The sequence below is a fragment of the Streptomyces sp. CAU 1734 genome (genome assembly GCF_039888735.1).
Classification (GTDB): domain Bacteria; phylum Actinomycetota; class Actinomycetes; order Streptomycetales; family Streptomycetaceae; genus Streptomyces.
The window spans coordinates 1-15,300 of the sequence record NZ_JBDQQP010000024.1 but is presented as its reverse complement, the minus strand read 5'-3'; the positions used below and the strand labels follow the sequence as shown (position 1 = coordinate 15,300).

Here is a 15,300-nt window from a genome sequence, read left to right as displayed (position 1 = left end):
TCCGGTGCTCCCGGTACGGGCCGCCGAGCCCCCACGCCTGATGCATCGCCGCCGCGAAGGCTGCCGCCAGTTTGTGCTCGCCTGACGGGCCGGGGTGGGTGCCGTCGTAGGTGTCGGTGTCCAGGGCGTACGCCTCGGGCCGGGAGGCCAGCAGCAGCGGCGACGAGGGCCGGCCCAGATCGGCGACGGTCTTCGCCAGCAGCTCGTTGAAGCGGTCGCACTCCGCCGCGAACGGCGGATCGGTCCGGGTGCGGATGTTGGGGATGACGGGCAGCAGCACCATCCGGACGCCCGGCGCCGCGGCCCGCGCCTCGCCGATGAAGCGGCGCACATTGGCCTCCGTCTGACCGCTGTTGGTGTAGAAACCGAGGTCGATCAGGCCCAGCGAGACCAGCAGGATGTCCGCCCGCTCGGCGGCGACGGTCTCCCGGATCAGCGGCGCCATGTGCAGCCACCCCTCGCCCCAGCCCGCGAGATGGCGGCGGGCGGCGGCGGGGAAGGGCGCGGCGTACGCGGCCGAGACCGGTGCGCCGGCCGCCGCGTCGTACAGCCCGGAGCGCGGCCCGACTATCTCGTACCGCCCCCGGCAGACCGCTTCGAGGTGCTGCCACATCCGGTACCGCCAGGTGAAGTCGCCGGTGCGGCCCACGGTCATGCTGTCGCCGACGAACATAAAACGCATGGGGCCATGATGGCCGACCGGACCGCGCGCGGGCGAGGGTGCCCCTGCCTCCCGCCTGCCCGTTTCCGCCGCCGGGCACCGGCCGGGCCGGGCGGCGGCGCCCGGTCCGGCCCGGCGTTGTGCGGGGGAGGGGCGGCCGGGATGGCAGGCTTGGGGCATGCGTTCGCTTCCGTATGCCACCGGTTCCGCCGCCGTCCTGCTGCTGCTCGCACTCGCCGCCGCTCCGGCCGCGTCCGCCGCCGACGGGGACTTCACCATCGAGGACCCCCGGATCAAGGAGTCCAGCGGGCTGGCCGCCAGCCGGGCCCACCCGGGCGTGTACTGGACGCACAACGACCAGGACGAGCCGCGCGTCTTCGCGGTGGACTCCAGGACCGGGAAGACGGTGGCGACGGTCACCCTGCGCGGGGTGGGCAAGCCGCGCGACATGGAGGCGATCTCGATCGGCCCGGACGGCAATGTCCATGTCGGGGACATCGGCGACAACCTCGACGGCAGCTGGAACCATGTCTGGATCTACACCTTCCCGGAGCCGAAGGCGCTCAGGGACATGACGGTGAGCGCGACGCAGTACACCGTGAAGTACGAGGACGGCCCCCGGAACGCGGAGGCGCTGATGGTGCACCCGAAGACCGGCCGGGTCTACATCGCCTCGAAGAACGAGGACGGCGGCGGGCTGTACGAGGGCCCGGCGAAGCTCACGTCCGCCGGTACGAACACCTTCCGCCGGGTCGGGGAGGTGCCCTGGGTGACGGACGGCGCCTTCTCGCCCGACGGCGGGGAGCTGGTGCTCCGCTCGTACTTCAGCGCGCGCGGCTATGCCTTCGGGAACGGCCGGCTCGGCGCGGACCACCGGGTGAGGGCGCCGATCCAGGGACAGTCGGAGTCGGTGACGTACACGGCGGACGGCTCGGCGCTGATGTTCGGCTCGGAGGGCGAGCGGAGCGAGGTGAAGCGGGTCGGCCTGGACCGGGGCGACGGCGGCGACGGCAAGCCGGGCTCCGGGACGGGGAGCTCGGCGGACGGCGGCGGGGAGGGGGAGCGGAGCAGCTTCACCTACGGGGTGCTGGTGCTGGCCGCCGGGACGGCCCTGATCCTCGGGCTGAAGCGGGTGTTCCGCCGGAAGTAGCGCGGATCGCGGGCGGGGGCGCCCCGCCCGCCGCGCCGCACGGTGCCGGTGGTTCTCGCGGCGCCGGTGCCCCCGGCCGTCCGCATGCCCCCGGCCGTCCGCATGCCCCCGCCCGTCCGCATGGCGCCGGCCGTCCGCATGGCGCCGGCCGTTCTCAGGACGCCGGCCCCCGGCAGCCGTCCTTCCCGGGGGCCGGCGGCACGGCGCCCCGTTCGCGGATCAGCACCTCGATGCCGGAGATCAGCCGCCGCAGCCCGAAGTCGAAGTGGTCGATCTCGTCCCCGAACGCGTTGGGGTCCAGCTTCGCCACCGTCGGATAGCGGCCGGACCGCATGGCCCGGTCCAGGAACGGCTCCTGTTCCTCCCAGAACTCCTCATGGCTCTGGCCGGTCGCCTCGGTCGCCTCGGCGGCCTCGGACTCCATCCGGACGATGCCCGTGACGAAGCTCTGCACGGAGATCAGCACCGAGATCTTCTCGGCGTCGCTCAGCGCGATCTCCCGCAGCCCGGTGAGCGCGGCCTCCAGGGACTGGAGCGCGCTGGGGCCGAGCACCGTGCGGACCTGATTGACCTTCAGCAGCCAGGGGTGCGCCCGGTAGAGGTCGCGGAAGCCCCGCGCGATGGCCCACACGCTGTCGCGCCAGTCGATGTACACCTCGGGGCCGGGCGCATCGCAGGGGCCGGGGTCGCTGACCCGGTCCAGCATCAGATCGAGAAGCTCGGCCTTGCCGGGGACGTACCGGTAGAGGCTCATCGTGCCGGTGCCCAGCTCGGTGGAGAGCCGCCGCATCGAGACCGCGCCCAGCCCCTCCGCGTCGGCGACCTCGACGGCGGTCGCCACGATCCGGTCCAGGGTCAGCCCCGGCTTGGGGCCGCGACTGGGCCGCTCCCCGGTGCCCCACAGCAGCTCCAGGCTGCGGGTGATATCGCCGCTGCCGGTCGTTTCCGTCGTCATGACATCACTTTAAGCCCGGGCGAAATCTCGTTGAGATAAAAACTGGGTACGGTGTACTCTCCGCTGAGTACGCCGTACCCAGTTGTGCGGTGAGACGTCCCCTGCCCCATGGAGGAGCCATGACCGAGTACGCCGTACAGGCCCAGGCGCTGGAGAAGCGCTACGGCGAGAAGCGAGCCCTGGACGGCTTCGATCTCACCGTCCGCCGGGGCACCGTCCACGGCCTGCTCGGACCCAATGGCGCGGGCAAGACCACCGCCGTGCGCTCCCTCGCCACCCTGCTGAAGTTCGACGCGGGGCAGGCCCGGGTGGCCGGCATCGATGTGGCGCGCGAGCCGCGCCGGGTCCGCCGCCGGATCGGGCTCACCGGCCAGTACGCGGCCGTGGACGAGCTGCTCACCGGCCGGCAGAACCTGGAGATGTTCGGCCGCCTCTTCCATCTGGGCGGCCGGCGGGCCGCGCTGCGCGCCGCCGAACTGCTGGAGCGGTTCGATCTGGTGGACGCGGCCGACAAGGGCGTCGACGGCTACAGCGGCGGTATGCGGCGCCGGCTGGACCTGGCCGCTTCGATGATCCTCGCCCCCGATGTGCTCTTCCTGGACGAGCCGACGACCGGTCTCGACCCGCGCGGCCGGGGCGAGGTGTGGAAGGCGGTCCGCGAGCTGGTCGCGGAGGGCACCACCGTCCTGCTGACCACCCAGTATCTGGAGGAGGCGGACCAGCTCGCCTCCCGTATCACCGTCATCGACCAGGGCCGGGCCATCGCCGACGACACCCCCGACGGGCTGAAGAGCACGGTCGGCGGCGACCGGATCGAGGTCGTGGTCGGCACCCCGGCCGATCTCCCGGCCGCCGTCGCGGCGGTCGCCCGGGTGGCCGAGTCCGTACCGGAGACCGAGGAGACCGAGCGGCGTGTCCACGCCACGGTCAAGGACCGGGTCGCGGCCCTCACCGAGGTGGCGCGCACCCTTCAGGACCAGGGGATATCGGTGGAGGACATCGGTCTGCGCAGGCCCAGTCTGGACGATGTCTTCCTGCGCCTGACCGGACACCGCACGGAGACAGTGAACACGGAGGCGAAGGCATGAGCTCGGTCATCGAGAAGGGCACACCGGCGAAGGCCCCGGCCGCCGGCGGGCGGGAGAAGGTCGACCTCCGCACGGAGGACGGCAATGAGCGCAGGCTGTACTGGGCGGTCGCGGACTGCTGGACCGTGGTCCGGCGCGGTCTGCTCACCTACCGCCGCCACCCCTCCTTCATCGTCTGGCAGCTCGGTTTCCCGATCGTGTCGGTCCTGCTGTACGGCTATGTCTTCGGCGGTGCCATGAAGTCCCCCGACGGCGGGGACTACAAGGACTTCCTGATGCCCGGCATGTTCGTGATGACCATGGCCTTCGGCCTGATGGCCACGGCGATGACGGTGGTCACCGACTCCTCGAAGGGGGTCATCGACCGCTTCCGGTCGATGCCGATGGCCCCGTCCGCCGTGGTCACCGGCCGAGGGGTGAGCGATCTGCTGGCGGCCACCGCCGAGCTCGCCATCCTGGCGGCGACCGCCGTCGCGATGGGCTGGCGCGCGGACGGCGGTTTCGTGCGCACGCTCAGCGCCTTCGCGCTGCTGGTGCTGCTGCGGTTCGCGCTGATCTGGATCGGCATCTTCCTGGGCCTGCTGGTGCCGAGCCCGGAGGCGGCGGGCGGTCTGTACGCGGTGGTCTTCCCGCTGACCATGATCTCCAGCATCTTCGCCCCGCCGTCCACGATGCCGGACTGGCTGGGCACGATCGCGGCCTGGAACCCGATCTCCTCCACGGCGGCTGCCAGCCGCGAGCTCTTCGGCAACCCGGTGGCCAGTGACGGCAGCTGGATCCAGGAGAACGCCATCCTGATGGCGGTCATCTGGCCGCTGGTCCTGACGGCCGTCTTCGCCCCGATCGCCATCCGCCGCTTCCAGCGGCTGAGCAGGTGACCCGACCGGCGGACGAGAGCTGGGACCCGGGCTGACCGGCTCGCTTCCCGGCCCGGGGGTCCGAGCCGCACGGGGGGCTCGGACCCCCGCCCGTCAGTTCTTCGGGATCCCGGCCCCGAGCAGGGCCTCCACATCGAGCTTGACCTCGGCCCCGATGGACTCGGGGAGGGTGATGTGCTCACCGGGGGCATGGATCCGGTGGTGTCCGTAGGCGGTGCCGTCCGGATCGGTGAGGACATGGAGCCGCTGATACTTGCGGTCCACGATCACATAGACGGGGATGCCGGCCTTGGCGTAGGCGGTGACCTTGTCCCGCAGATCCGCCTGGTAATTGCCGGAGGTGACCTCCAGGACCAGCCGGAAACAGGCGGGGTCGTGGCAGTTGCTCTGGATCAGATGATCCTCGAAGTCGGCGTCGACGACGGCGAGATCGGGGATGGCGAAGTCCGAGGGGCCGTTCGGCAGCCAGAGACCGAGAGCCTGGAGCACTTGACTCTCATCGCCGTGGAGCCCTGCCCCGAGAAACGGGATCATCAGATTGGTGAGCGCCTTGGCGTGACGGCCGTCCGGTGGTGGGGTCACGGTGATAACGCCTCCGATGATCTCGACGCGCCAGCCGGGATTCTGCTCGCTCAGGCGATGCGCCTGAGCGAGCAGGGATTCCTGTGGCCCGTCCCAGGGGAGCTCTGCTGCTGCGGCAGACATGCCGACCTCCTGAAGGGCTGGTGTCGAGACCATCATCGTAGAACCACTTGCCCGCCCATGTCCCACATCCGGGGTGCCACCCATACGAGTGAGGGCCCGGCGGGTTTGCCCCCGCCGGGCCCTCACTCACACCAGGTCAGCGCCGGTGCGGACGTGTCACAGACGCTCGATCACATAGTCGATGGACGCCGTCAGCGCCTCGACGTCCGACGGCTCGACCGCCGGGAACATCGCCACCCGCAGCTGGTTGCGGCCCAGCTTCCGGTACGGCTCGGTGTCCACGATGCCGTTGGCGCGCAGCGCCTTTGCGATCGCCGCCGCGTCGATCTCGTCCGCGAAGTCGATCGTGCCGATGACCTGCGAGCGCTTCGCCTTGTCGGTGACGAACGGCTCGGCGTGCTTGGACGCCTCGGCCCATCCGTACAGATTCCGCGCGGACGCCGCCGTGCGCTCCACCGCCCAGTCCAGGCCGCCCTGGCCGTTGATCCACTTCAGCTGCTGGTCGAGCAGGAAGAGGGTGGAGAGGGCCGGGGTGTTGTACGTCTGGTTCTTCAGCGAGTTGTCGATCGCGGTCGGCAGGCTGAAGAACTCGGGGATGTGCCGCCCGGAGGCGTGCACCCGGGCCGCGCGCTCCAGGGCGGCGGGGGAGAAGACCGCCAGCCACAGGCCGCCCTCGGCCGCGAAGGACTTCTGCGGGGCGAAGTAGTAGACGTCCGTCTCGGTGATGTCCACGGGCAGCCCGCCCGCGCCGGAGGTCGCGTCGACCAGGACCAGCGCGCCCTCGTCGGCGCCGGCGACCCGCCTGATCGGGGCGGCGACACCGGTGGAGGTCTCGTTGTGGGTGAAGGCGTACGCGTCGACACCCGCCTCGGCCACGGGGTCCGGGTGGGTGCCCGGGTCGGCGGAGATCACGGACGGGTCGGCCAGCCAGGGCGCCAGCTTGGCCGCCTTGGCGAACTTGGAGGAGAACTCACCGAACGTCAGGTGCTGGGACTTGTTCTCGATGAGTCCGTGCGTCGCGATGTCCCAGAAGGCGGTGGATCCGCCGTTGCCGAGGATCACCTCGTAACCCTCGGGGAGCCGGAAGAGGTCGCGCACACCGTCGCGCACCGAGCCGACCAGGTTCTTGACCGGGGCCTGGCGATGGGAGGTGCCGAGAAGGGAGGAGCCGGTGGCGGCGAGGGCGTCCAGCGCCTCCGTACGCACCTTGGAGGGGCCCGCGCCGAAACGGCCGTCGGCGGGCTTGATGTCAGCGGGAATCTGGATATCAGCCACGCAGCGGAGCGTATCCCGATCGGGGCGGGGCGCGGACGGGCGTTCCGGTGGGTGAGACGCCCGACTCACGATCCGGACGAGCCGGACCGCCGGGCGGGCGCCGGCCCCCCGGTCACCCCTTCTGGCGCAGGGATAGCGTGTGCAAATGTTCGACGAGTGCGATGAGGACGAACTTGCTGGACGAATGGTCCCGCGCGTCGAACTCCACCAGCGGCACATCCGGCCCGAGCGCCAGCGCCTGCCGTATCTGCTCATCGCTGTGGAGCGGCCCGCCGAAGTCGTTGACCGCGACGATGTACGGCATCCCCCGGTGCTCCAGCCGGTCCAGCGCGTACCACGCGTCCGCCGGCCTGCGGGTGTCCACCAGCACCACCGCGCCGATCGTGCCCGACAGCAGCCGCTCCCAGAGGAACCAGAACCGCTCCTGGCCGGGGGCGCCGAAGAGATAGAGCACACTCCGGTCGGCGATGGTGATCCGCCCGAAGTCGAAGGCGACCGTGGTCGCGTTCTTGGCACTGATCCGGCTGGTGTCCTCCAGCCTGCGGCCGGCGCGGCTCATCACCTCCTCCGTGTGCAGCGGGCGAATCTCGCTGACGGAGCGGACCATCGTGGTCTTGCCGACGCCGAAGCCGCCCACGACGGCGATCTTCAGCGCGTTCTCGTCCGGCCCGGGAAACACCGGGTGCGGCTCGGCGGGGTCAACCGCCCGCTGGGTGCGGGTCATCGCTTCTGGGCGGTGCCGGTCATCGAGTGTTGCCTTCCGAGGGGTGGCGGGGGCATAACTGGAGCCGCTAGTTCCTGATCAAGTGTTCGTCACTATAGGAGAGTTGACGATCACTTTGGGCGCTCCCCGGCGCCTTTGCCAAGGGGTACGCAGACGCAATGGTCTCATCCGGCATGTTTGAACCCTGTATGGATGCGGAGGGATACGGGGAGCGGGGCATCCTGAGACCCATGACCGAAGAACGCCGGAAGGAACCGAGCGGTGCCGAACTGGCACGCGCGTTCGGGCGTGTCGTACGCGGCGAAGCCGACTTCTCCCCGACCGCCCGAGCCCTGGTGACCATGGACGCGTCCAACTACCGGCGTGTTCCGGCCGGGGTCGTCGCCCCGCGCGACGCCGACGACCTGGCGGCGGCTCTGGAGGTCTGCCGGCGCTTTGAACTCCCGGTCGTCCCGCGCGGCGGCGGTACGTCCATCGCGGGCCAGGCCACCGGGACGGGAGTCGTGCTCGACCTCACCCGCCATCTGAACACGATCATTGACGTGGACGCCGGAACCCGTACGGCTGTTGTACAGCCCGGTGTCGTCCTCGATGCCCTGTGCGACGCCGTACGCCCCCTCGGGCTCACCTTCGGGCCCGACCCCTCCACCCACTCCCGCTGCACCATCGGCGGCATGATCGGCAACAACTCCTGCGGCCCGCACTCGGTCGCCTGGGGCACCACCGCCGACAATGTGCGCGCCCTCGCCGTCACCACCTACCAGGGCACCTCGCACCGCCTGGGCCGGGGCTGGGAGACCGGCCCGCCCGGTCTGCGCGAGCTCATCGAGCCCCACCTCGCCCTGCTGCGCACCGGCTACCCCGCCGGACTGCCCCGCCGGATCTCCGGCTACGCCCTGGACGCGCTGCTGCCCGAGAACCACACCGACACCGCCAGGGCGTACTGCGGCAGCGAGGGCACACTCGGCGTACTCACCGAAGCCACCGTGCGCCTGGTGCGCGCCCCGCGCGCCCGTGCGCTCGCCGTCCTCGGCTACCCCGACGAGGGCGCGGCGGCCGACGCCGCCGCCGGGCTCCTCGCCCACCACCCCCTCACCGTCGAGGGGATGGCGGACGACCTCCTGCCGCCGGGCCCGCGAGCGGAGCTGCCGCGCGGCCGGGCCTGGCTCTTCACCGAGACCGGCGGCGACACCCCCGCCGAGGCCCGCGCCCGCGCGCTGGCGATCGTCCGCGCCGCCGGCGCGCTCGACGGCACGGTGGTCACCTCCCCGGCCGCCACGCGCGCCCTCTGGCGGATCCGCGAGGACGCCGCCGGCACGGCCACCCGCACCCCGGACGGCGCCGAGGCGTGGCCCGGCTGGGAGGACTGCGCCGTACCCCCGGCCCGGCTCGGCGCCTATCTGCGCGACTTCCGCGCCCTGCTCACCGCGCACGGCCTGCGCGGCACCCCCTACGGCCACTTCGGCGAGGGCTGCGTCCATGTCCGGATCGACTTCGACCTGCTGACCGACACCGGCGTACGCGCCTTCCGCCGCTTCTCCGGGGAAGCCGCCGGCCTGGTGGTCTCGCACGGCGGCTCGCTCTCCGGCGAACACGGCGACGGCCAGGCCCGGGCCGAGCTGCTGCCCCGGATGTACGGCGACGACCTGGTCGCCCTCTTCGGCCGCGTCAAGGACCTCTGGGACCCGGCGGGCGGCATGAACCCCGGCATGCTGGTCCGCCCGGACCGGCTCGACGCCAACCTCCGCTTCGCCGTGCTGCCGCGCGAACCGGTCGATGTCGTCTTCGGCTATCCGGCGGACGGCGGGGACTTCGCGGGCGCGGTCCGCCGCTGTGTCGGCGTCGCCAAGTGCCGTACGGAGACGGCTTCGGGGCCGTCCGTGATGTGCCCCTCCTTCCGTGTCACCGGGGAGGAGGAGCACTCCACCCGGGGCCGCGCCCGGCTGCTCCACGAGATGCTCGCCGGGGACGTCATCCGGGACGGCTGGCGCTCCACCGAGGTCCGCGACGCGCTCGATCTCTGTCTGGCGTGCAAGGGCTGCCGCAGCGACTGCCCGGTGGGCGTGGACATGGCCACCTACAAGGCGGAGTTCCTGCACCACCACTGGGCGGGCCGGATCCGCCCGCGCTCCCACTACGCGATGGGCGGACTGCCGGACTGGCTGCGACTGGCCGCGCCGCTGGCCCCGCTCCTCAACTCCCTGGCCCGCGTACGCCCCTTGGCGGCACTGGCGAAACGGGCGGCCGGCATCACCCCCGAGCGCCCGCTGCCGGTGCTGGCGCCGGTGACCCTCCGGGCGTGGTGGGCGGCGCGGCCCGGCGCCCGGCCGCCCGGCCGGGCCGTCGTCCTGTGGCCGGACACCTTCACCAACCATCTCTCCCCGGAGGCGGGCCGGGCCGCGGTGACCGTCCTGGAGGCGGCGGGTCTCGCCCCCGTCCTCCCGCCCGGCCGGGTCTGCTGCGGCCTCACCCATGTCTCCACCGGCCGGCTGGACCGGGCCCGCACGATCCTGCGCCGCACCCTGGACACCATGGAACCGCACCTCGGCACCCCCGTCACGGTCCTGGAGCCGAGCTGCGCCGCCACCCTCCGCACCGACCTCCCCGAACTCCTCCCGGACGACCCGCGCGCCGCCCGGCTGGCCGGCTCCGTGCGCACCTTCGCCCAGACCCTGGAGGAGTACGCGCCCGACTGGGATCCGCCCCGTCTGGACACGCCGGCCGCGGGCCAGACCCACTGCCACCAGCACGCGGTCCTCGGCGACTCCGCCGAGCGCCGGCTGCGCGAACGGGCCGGGCTGCACGGCGAACTGAGCGGCGGCTGCTGCGGTCTGGCGGGCAACTTCGGCTTCGAGAATGGCCACTTCGAGGTGTCGGCCGCCTGCGCGGAGGAACAGCTCCTCCCGGCCGTCCGCTCCGCCGCCCCGGGGACGGAGCTGCTGGCCGACGGATTCTCCTGCCGTACGCAACTGGCCCATCTCGCGGGACGCCGCGCCCGGCATCTGGCGGAGGTGCTGGCCGAGGGAGTGGAGGCGGCCGGCGAATAGGGGGTGTGTACGCGCCGAGCCCCGCACCGGCTCGGTGCCGGTGCGGGGCTCGGCGCGTGCCCGGGGTCTAGGCGGGGTTCGCCGTCCAGGCCACGTCGGTGACACAGGGTTTTCCCTTGTACGACTGGTTCGATCCGCCGCCGATGCTCACCTTCTCGCCCTCGCGGGCGAAGACCTTGCCCGTGTCGTCGTGGACGACCGCCTTGCCGTTCTCCCAGCTCGCGGTCCAGCCGTGGGCCCAGACCACCGGTGTCGGCGCCCCGCCGCGATCACCCCGGACCACCACACACCCGTCGGCGTTGACCGCCAGCTTGCCGACGAAGACGGCGTAGAGGGCGACCTCGGAATCCGAGGCCGACCGGGTCACTATGCGCGGTGGCGGCTTCTCGGCCTTCTTCTCGGCCTTCTTCTCCGCGGCGGCGACCACCCGGGAAGCCCCGTCCGACGTCGCGTCCGATGTCGCGCCCGGATCCGATGTCGTGCAGGCCGCCGTCGAGGCGATCAGCAGAGAAGCGATGACGACGCCGGAGAGCCGCAGGCCCCTGCCGAGCTGTTCGGACGGCGCTCTGCCGCCGCCACCCGGGCCGAACCGCCTTGTGTCCGTGTCCATCGCTTCTCCGTTCTCCGCGTGATGCGTCATTCCCGCGTTCACGGATTCTCCGATCCGTGCGGGACCTTTTCCGTGCCCACCGGGGGGACGCGCATCTCAGGGATCTTGCCGGGTGTTCATCACCCGACTTCCAGGGTGGCACCCCAGGTGTTGAGGATGGTACTGATCGGCACGTAGTTGACCCATCGCGAGCATTGAATCGGGCCTGCCGCCGGGTCGGTTGTCCCGCATGCGTAGGTCATGGACCCCTCGGTGAGGTCGGCCGATATCAGAATGCCTCTGGCCTGCACTCCGCCGGACACTGTCCTGAAGACAGGGCCTCCGCTGTCACCCTGTCCGCCGAAGATCTGGCCGGCCGGTGCGGCCACCTGGACGACCCCGACATAGTGACCCTCGATGAAATACACATCGCTGTCGTCGTAAACCGTTCCGCAGTGTTCTCCGGTACTGGCCCCTGAGGAGCATACGGAATCACCGGGCCAATTGGAGGCCCAGCTCTTCACATTCGACTTCGTGTTGCTGTTGTATCCGCCGCGGAAGATGTTGGCGATGGTGGCCGGAGAGGCCGACGGGTCTATGAGAAGCGAGTCGATCTCGCCGAGCCGGGCCACCGCCGTGCCGCCCGGTGAAATCGACTGTCCGGCCCCGTCCGTGATGGCGCCGTTTCCGGTCGTGTCACAGTGCCCCGCGCTGAGCAGGCGTCCCCCGCCGCCCGCGAGCACGGAGAATCCGGAGGTGCAGAGGCCCTGCGGGTGGCGGAGGCGGATTCCGCCGCTCCAGGGCGGTGAGTCGTTCTGGCGCGACAGCGGCTCGGCCGCCGGCACACCCGTCCTGATCTCGACGTCGGGGATGCCCGCGGTCTCGCGCACCTCCTCGGCCCGCGCGCCGGCGATCCGGGCCCGGGAGGCGACACCGACCGTGACACCACTGCCGTCCTTGTTGAGTTCGCTCCAGGTCACACCCATGGACCTGCTGAGCGGGCTGTTGAGAACGCGGGTGCGGGCGGCCTCCGCCTCCGCCCGTGAGTACTTGGCGCCCTTCGTGAGGGTGATCCGTACCCCCAGCGGCTTCTCCGCCGCGTACGCCCTGACGTTCGCCGGGGGCTCACCCTTCCAGAGGACCTTGACGGAACGTTTCGCGTAGTTGGTTTCCTGACGGGCGAAACCGGAATCCGCACCCAGTGTGAAAATGCGGTCGGCCACGACGGGAATGACATCTTCCGCCGGTGAGGCGGCGCTGAGCCCCGCCGGGACCGGGCCGGGCTCCACAGTCCATTCCGATCTCTCCATCGGCGTATACGGATTGACCGCGGCGGGTGCCGTGGGCTTTTTCTCGCGCGGCACGGAGTCGTCCCCGAATGCGGCCGATGTCATGGTGGTGCACGCCAGTGCCGCGGTGAGGGCGCCGATCACGAGCCGTTTTTTCCCGAGCTGCTTGGCCATACAGATGGCTCCATTTCCCGGTGCAGGGTCTGCCGACTGTTCGGAAAATCGACGGTACCGCCGGCCATCTCGGAGTCATAGGAATTCGGAGCGCCCGCCGGCCCGCGGGGCGCGTAATTTGGTTCTCTGTGCCGATTTATCGTTGATTGCCCGCCCAATTCGATGCCGCGATGAGCCCCAATACGCCGCGATATGTCACGTGATGATCTCGTGCGGCGCGATCGGGCCGGGCCGCCCCGCCGAATATGGAACAACCCGCTCCGAATTGCGCCCGGTTCCGCTATCACAGGGTGATCCGGCGGTGGAGTTTGACCGGATCCCGATGCCCGCGGCGTCATCGCCGCGCGGCATGGCCCGTTTCTGTCTTGACAGGTATTCATCAAGAATGGCCCGCGGCCGTTCCGGTCACCGTCACTCCTCCCGCAGATCGGCCTCCACGACGAGGGCGCCGTCCCCCAGTCCGAAGGCCCCGTCCGTACCCGTGCCGTGGATCACCCAAGGCCGCCCCATCCCCTCGAATGCCTCACCGAGCACCCGCACCCGGACCGCGCCCCGTCCCATGACGGGCGACAGCGCCCACGGTCCGGCCGCCGGAGCGCCGCGGCGGGGAAGAGCCAGCTGGACCAGTACGGACGCGGGGACCGGGGAACCGTCGTAACGGGAGTTCGCGGCGGCGGTGTACGAGACCATGCGCAGCGCGGCCCCGGGGGCCGGGGCGGGTGGGGATGCGGCCGTACCCGGTCCTTCGCCGCCCTCGGGGCCGTCCGCCCGGCGGGCGAAGGCGGCTCCCCCCTGCCTCCGCCATGTCCCGACCAGTTCCCGGAAGGCCGCGTCCCGGCCCCGAGCCGTCCGATGGGCCCCGGCGGCGAGGATCGCGGCGCCCGCGCCCTCGAAGGCCCGGCAGAACCCCCGCACCAGCGCGGGCCGGGCGTATTCGGCGTACCGCACCGCACGGATCTCCCACATCCCCTCCCGCAGCAGACGGGCGGCGGTCCCGGCGGCCGGCTCCAGCTCCCGCTCCCGCCGCGACCATCGCGCGCGCTTTCTCCCGCCGGAGGGCGGGGTGACGGCGTCGGCCCGCCGTCCCGCCGCGGAGAGATGCCACTCGCTGTCCTCCAGCCGCAGCGTGCCGGACGCGGCGGACAGAACGCCCCGCGCGCCGAGCCGGACCGAGATTCCGCCGGCGCCGAACATCAGAGCGGCGCCCCGGGAGTGATCCGAGTCGAAGCGGAGATCGCCGATGTCCGTCAGGAAGAGAAGCAACTCCGCTCGCGCGGCCTCCGGATGGCCGCCGGAGTACGCCCGCTCCACGGCGAGGCACAGCACCCCGTCGAGCCGGGACCCGGCCCGCTCGACGCTCAGCGCGCGGACCTCGGCGGTGCCCAGCGCGTAGTCCCCGGCGACGTCCGTCGCCGCGGCCGGGGTGATCTCCACGGGCCGGGGATACACCCTGCCCGTGAAGTCCCGGCGGGCCGGCCCCTCCGGCTCTTCCTTGCACGGCACTTGGACCGGGTACCCGGCCGCCGCGGTCCGCTCCGCCATCCAGGCGGCGCGCTCCGCCCCCATCCCGGCCATCCACCTCAGCGCGGCCCGCGCCCGCCGCTCCCGCCCCCAGCGCGTGCGCGCGGTCGCCGAACGGAACAGCGGCCAGGTGTTGTTGTCCCACACATCCGAGACCCTGACGACCCGCTGCCGGTCGAAGGTCCTGGCATCCGAGGACGCCTCGGAGAGCTCCGCCAGCGACTGGTCCAGCAGCGCGCCGAAGGCCGCGAGGGCGTTGTGCGGCTTCGTCAATGTCTCTCCTCGGTGTGATCGGGGACGGCGTCGGCCGCGGCGAGGATCCGCCGGATGTCCCACAAGTGATGCGTCGCGTCATGCGCGTTGTTCCGGGCGACGTCCTCGGCGCGCTGCGCGCCCCGGCCGGCGTGTTCGAGAACGACCCCGTCCGCCAGCGCCGCCGACACGGACTCGACCCAGCCGTCGACCGCGCCCCGCAGCGACCAGAGCGCCGCGGCGGCCCCGATCTCGTCGTACCGCCGCGCCCGGGCGAGCAGATCCGGGTCGTACCCCGGCACCCGTACATCTCCGGCCAGCCGCGCGCCGGACAGCCGTTCGGCCCAGATTCGCAGATTGTCCGTCACATGACTGACATATCCGGCCGCTGTCCACCCGAGACCGGGGTGCCGCTCGCGGCCGGTGCGGCCGGTCAGGAGGCCGTTGTACGCGTCCGGCAGCGCGGCGACTTGGCGGATTGCGGTGGGTGGTGTGACGGACCAGTCGTATCCGCAGTCGCGGCAAGGGTTTCCGTACAGGTGTGCGCCCCATGTTTCCATGGGGTACCAGTATCCCTGCGCGCCGGATACGTCTGCCTCCGGCGGGGCGGGGTGTGGTGCGCCCTCGCCCGGGGTGCGGGTGCTTTCCCGGGGCTCCGCCCCGGCCCCGGCGCCTCAAACTCCCCCAGAGCTTCGCCTGGGAGGTACCCCCAGCGGGGCTGAATTTGCTTGCTCTCGTTCGCGGGTGCGGGCAGGTGAGTGGGCGGTGTCGCGTCCGCCTTGTGTTGTTCGGGTTGCCCGGGGTGCGGGCCTTCAGGCACCTTCGGCGCCTTGCAGTGGTGCTTCTGGTTCGGGAGCGCCCGCCCAGCGGCACCCGCCCACTCTGACGCCCATCACCCACTCACCCCTGGGTGACGTTCCGGAGCGGGGTTCCCGGCCTTGTGAAACCGTCTCGGGACGCACGGGCACCCTCACAACGGTCATCACGCACTG

Annotated in this window: 12 protein-coding genes and 1 pseudogene; 4 read left to right on the top strand and 9 right to left on the bottom strand. The window is 71.7% G+C overall.

The features are described 5' to 3' along the window. Positions 1–13: 13 nt before the first annotated feature. A pseudogene (locus AAFN69_RS32715) lies at positions 14–682 on the bottom strand (GDSL-type esterase/lipase family protein); the annotation flags it as partial. A gap of 157 nt (positions 683–839) precedes the next feature. Here AAFN69_RS32715 and AAFN69_RS32710 point away from each other — a divergent pair. Next, positions 840–1,811, top strand: coding sequence for a WD40 repeat domain-containing protein (locus AAFN69_RS32710; protein ID WP_347732540.1), 972 nt, complete (start codon positions 840–842; stop codon positions 1,809–1,811). Positions 1,812–1,965: 154 nt separating this feature from the next. On the opposite strand, the gene AAFN69_RS32705 is transcribed toward AAFN69_RS32710, so the two are convergent. Continuing rightward, on the bottom strand, positions 1,966–2,766 hold the full coding sequence (locus AAFN69_RS32705) for a TetR/AcrR family transcriptional regulator (protein WP_347732539.1): 801 nt from the start codon (positions 2,764–2,766) through the stop codon (positions 1,966–1,968). Positions 2,767–2,885: 119 nt separating this feature from the next. Here AAFN69_RS32705 and AAFN69_RS32700 point away from each other — a divergent pair, with 119 nt between their 5' ends. Together AAFN69_RS32700 and AAFN69_RS32695 are read left to right on the top strand one after the other, a co-directional pair. Continuing rightward, positions 2,886–3,854 (top strand): ATP-binding cassette domain-containing protein, encoded by a 969-nt coding sequence (locus tag AAFN69_RS32700; RefSeq protein ID WP_347732538.1) that lies wholly within the window; start codon positions 2,886–2,888, stop codon positions 3,852–3,854. Next, positions 3,851–4,732, top strand: a complete 882-nt coding sequence (locus tag AAFN69_RS32695; protein ID WP_347732537.1) for an ABC transporter permease — start codon at positions 3,851–3,853, stop codon at positions 4,730–4,732. The genes AAFN69_RS32700 and AAFN69_RS32695 overlap by 4 nt, the downstream gene beginning before the upstream one ends. Before the next feature lie 93 nt (positions 4,733–4,825). Here the strand turns inward: AAFN69_RS32695 and AAFN69_RS32690 are convergent, their stop codons facing one another. The 3 genes from AAFN69_RS32690 to AAFN69_RS32680 all read right to left on the bottom strand — a co-directional run bounded on the left by AAFN69_RS32690 (position 4,826) and on the right by AAFN69_RS32680 (position 7,436). After that, positions 4,826–5,437 carry a Uma2 family endonuclease gene (locus AAFN69_RS32690; RefSeq protein ID WP_347732536.1) on the bottom strand — a complete coding sequence of 204 codons (612 nt, stop codon included), beginning with the start codon at positions 5,435–5,437 and terminating at the stop codon, positions 4,826–4,828. A gap of 156 nt (positions 5,438–5,593) precedes the next feature. Beyond that, positions 5,594–6,712 (bottom strand): phosphoserine transaminase, encoded by a 1,119-nt coding sequence (gene serC, locus AAFN69_RS32685; protein ID WP_347732535.1) that lies wholly within the window; start codon positions 6,710–6,712, stop codon positions 5,594–5,596. 112 nt (positions 6,713–6,824) lie between these two features. After that, entirely contained in the window at positions 6,825–7,436 is a 612-nt protein-coding gene (locus tag AAFN69_RS32680; RefSeq protein WP_347732534.1) for an ATP/GTP-binding protein, read from the bottom strand. A gap of 230 nt (positions 7,437–7,666) precedes the next feature. Here AAFN69_RS32680 and AAFN69_RS32675 point away from each other — a divergent pair, with 230 nt between their 5' ends. Continuing rightward, on the top strand, positions 7,667–10,483 hold the full coding sequence (locus AAFN69_RS32675; protein WP_347732533.1) for an FAD-binding and (Fe-S)-binding domain-containing protein: 2,817 nt from the start codon (positions 7,667–7,669) through the stop codon (positions 10,481–10,483). Between the two features lie 67 nt (positions 10,484–10,550). Here AAFN69_RS32675 and AAFN69_RS32670 read toward each other — a convergent pair whose 3' ends face one another. The 4 genes from AAFN69_RS32670 to AAFN69_RS32655 all read right to left on the bottom strand — a co-directional run bounded on the left by AAFN69_RS32670 (position 10,551) and on the right by AAFN69_RS32655 (position 14,868). Continuing rightward, the gene (locus AAFN69_RS32670; protein ID WP_347732532.1) at positions 10,551–11,093 is read right to left on the bottom strand and encodes a hypothetical protein; all 543 of its coding nucleotides are present in this window, start codon (positions 11,091–11,093) and stop codon (positions 10,551–10,553) included. A 119-nt stretch (positions 11,094–11,212) separates the two neighbouring features. Then, complete coding sequence (locus AAFN69_RS32665) at positions 11,213–12,535, bottom strand: S1 family peptidase (protein ID WP_347732531.1); 1,323 nt, start codon at positions 12,533–12,535, stop codon at positions 11,213–11,215. 411 nt (positions 12,536–12,946) lie between these two features. After that, positions 12,947–14,329 carry a hypothetical protein gene (locus AAFN69_RS32660; protein ID WP_347732530.1) on the bottom strand — a complete coding sequence of 461 codons (1,383 nt, stop codon included), beginning with the start codon at positions 14,327–14,329 and terminating at the stop codon, positions 12,947–12,949. Continuing rightward, the gene (locus AAFN69_RS32655) at positions 14,326–14,868 is read right to left on the bottom strand and encodes a DinB family protein (protein WP_347732529.1); all 543 of its coding nucleotides are present in this window, start codon (positions 14,866–14,868) and stop codon (positions 14,326–14,328) included. Before AAFN69_RS32655 ends, AAFN69_RS32660 begins: the two co-directional genes overlap by 4 nt. Positions 14,869–15,300 lie beyond the last annotated feature (432 nt).

Excerpts from the sequence above, each read along its gene's own strand:
- AAFN69_RS32710 (WP_347732540.1), top strand. The coding sequence starts at position 840 with ATGCGTTCGCTTCCGTATGCCACCGGTTCCGCCGCCGTCCTGCTGCTG.
- AAFN69_RS32705 (WP_347732539.1), bottom strand. The coding sequence starts at position 2,766 with ATGACGACGGAAACGACCGGCAGCGGCGATATCACCCGCAGCCTGGAG.
- AAFN69_RS32700 (WP_347732538.1), top strand. The coding sequence starts at position 2,886 with ATGACCGAGTACGCCGTACAGGCCCAGGCGCTGGAGAAGCGCTACGGC.
- AAFN69_RS32695 (WP_347732537.1), top strand. The coding sequence starts at position 3,851 with ATGAGCTCGGTCATCGAGAAGGGCACACCGGCGAAGGCCCCGGCCGCC.
- AAFN69_RS32690 (WP_347732536.1), bottom strand. The coding sequence starts at position 5,437 with ATGTCTGCCGCAGCAGCAGAGCTCCCCTGGGACGGGCCACAGGAATCC.
- AAFN69_RS32680 (WP_347732534.1), bottom strand. The coding sequence starts at position 7,436 with ATGACCCGCACCCAGCGGGCGGTTGACCCCGCCGAGCCGCACCCGGTG.
- AAFN69_RS32675 (WP_347732533.1), top strand. The coding sequence starts at position 7,667 with ATGACCGAAGAACGCCGGAAGGAACCGAGCGGTGCCGAACTGGCACGC.
- AAFN69_RS32670 (WP_347732532.1), bottom strand. The coding sequence starts at position 11,093 with ATGGACACGGACACAAGGCGGTTCGGCCCGGGTGGCGGCGGCAGAGCG.
- AAFN69_RS32665 (WP_347732531.1), bottom strand. The coding sequence starts at position 12,535 with ATGGCCAAGCAGCTCGGGAAAAAACGGCTCGTGATCGGCGCCCTCACC.
- AAFN69_RS32655 (WP_347732529.1), bottom strand. The coding sequence starts at position 14,868 with ATGGAAACATGGGGCGCACACCTGTACGGAAACCCTTGCCGCGACTGC.